Source organism: Parashewanella sp. 2210YD4-3, assembly GCF_056591735.1.
Genome location: NZ_JBWQOG010000025.1, coordinates 1 through 1749, shown reverse-complemented (window position 1 = coordinate 1749; position 1749 = coordinate 1). Strand labels below are relative to the sequence as shown.

1 protein-coding gene is annotated in these 1749 nt (G+C 48.4%); it reads right to left on the bottom strand.

Annotation, left to right across the window (positions count from 1 at the left end):
- The coding region (locus AC1EU0_RS19130; protein WP_480304369.1) for an Ig-like domain-containing protein at window positions 1-1749 on the bottom strand (1749 nt) is incomplete at both ends.

Below are 1749 nucleotides of genomic sequence, written 5' to 3'. Positions count from 1 at the left end.
AAGAAGTCTAAGTCGCCATCCGATGGCGTTTGTATTTCTTGGAACTGTAAGAAATCCCACGCGCCAGTACCTGGCGTAAAGATGAACTTGAACACCACGGCGCCATCTTCCGCTTCACCGGTGATGATATTTCCGTTGTGAGTCAGGGTGATGTTTTGACCATCTAGCGTTTTCAGTTCTGATTCGGTAGAGGGTTGCAGCAGTAAACTGCCCTCACCATCACCGCCCCATAAGGCATTAAGCTGACCGCTTGCTTCACCGATTGGCGGTGTTGCTTCTCCGATAAATTCGATTTTCTTTATCGCAAAGTCGCTGTTGTCTCCATCTGAAGCCGTATTACCGTTATTCGTCGCTCTTATCACGACTTTATCAAAACCACCAGGAATGGCATTGAAGTTAGCCGCAAAGTCACTGCTCCCAGGTACGTTACTGAAACTTTGAGTGGCACCTTCAATCGGCGAACCGTTTCGATAAAAGACCACTTCACCGGTTTCTAATTCACTGCCAAACAGTAGACTGAATTCGATGTTCATTTCAAAGGCGATGGTACCTGGGTCTAGCTGTATCACCACTTCTTCTGATGCACCATTGTCGTTACCAAAGTCTCTAAACTCGATTTCTCCATCTAATGGCAGATAAGGAGAGCCATTACTGATGACACTTAAGCCGTGAGCCGCTTGAAGTAAATCCGCGTTTATCAAGGTTGAGCTGCTCGCTGATGTAAAACCTTGACCTGTGATGGTAAAGCCATCAAAGTCTAATTGATCGCTTACGACCGTACCTTGCTTCGTTAAGTCATATTCACCCACCACAACCTGAGTCGTCGGCGCAACGACATCGACAGGAGCTTCTGTAACATCTGCGGGACTGTCATCTTCTATCACCACAAAGAAGCTACCCGTGTCGACATTACCCTCGCTGTCCGTCACCGTTACACTAAAGTTCGGCGATTCAACGTCTTCAACGTTGGTTTGTTCATGGTCTAATGGCTGCAGTAAGGTGACATCATACGTCCATGTACCGCCCGTAGTGTTCGTTGGTGCATTGAGCTTGATGGTCATCACTTGGTTACTATCCGGATTGCTACCGGTATAGCCAATCAGAGTTTGACTGCTGTCATCCCATTCCCAGTTAACCGCATCGCCACCCGAGGTAAGACTCACATCGGGGCCACCCAGTTGCACCGTAAGCGCATCACCGTCCACATTGGTCAGAACAATTTCACCGGAGTCAGTCACACTGTTGGTTTGGTCAATGACACCTTCATCATCCGGAAGACCATTTTCTAGTCCTTCTTCTGAGACATAGGTTCCGGTGGTCCAAATGCCTACCGGATCGTTCACTGGCGTCACTGTGATGTCTAAGGTACTAGATGCCCCCGAACTCAGCACGTAAGTAATGGTTGGTACGCTACCGTTCCAATTCGGAAGCGGATCAAAGCGATAATCCCCTGTACTGCTGATAGTGATACTGCCTACTCCAATATCAATAATGTCTCCAGCACCGTGACTGTTACCGTTTACCTCAAAGCTGACCACACTTCGCGGCTCTGCGACGTCATCGTCATTGTCCAATACATTGCCGATGGCTGGATTATCTTCGGCCACCGTATTGCTATCAGGAGTTGGGTCATCAACTGGTGTTACCGTGAGTGTTAAGGTCGAGCTGTCTTCGACACCCTCTGTATCGGTTAGCAGATAAGTAATGACTGGAACTGCACCGTTGTAATCAGCCGCCGGCTCAAAACTG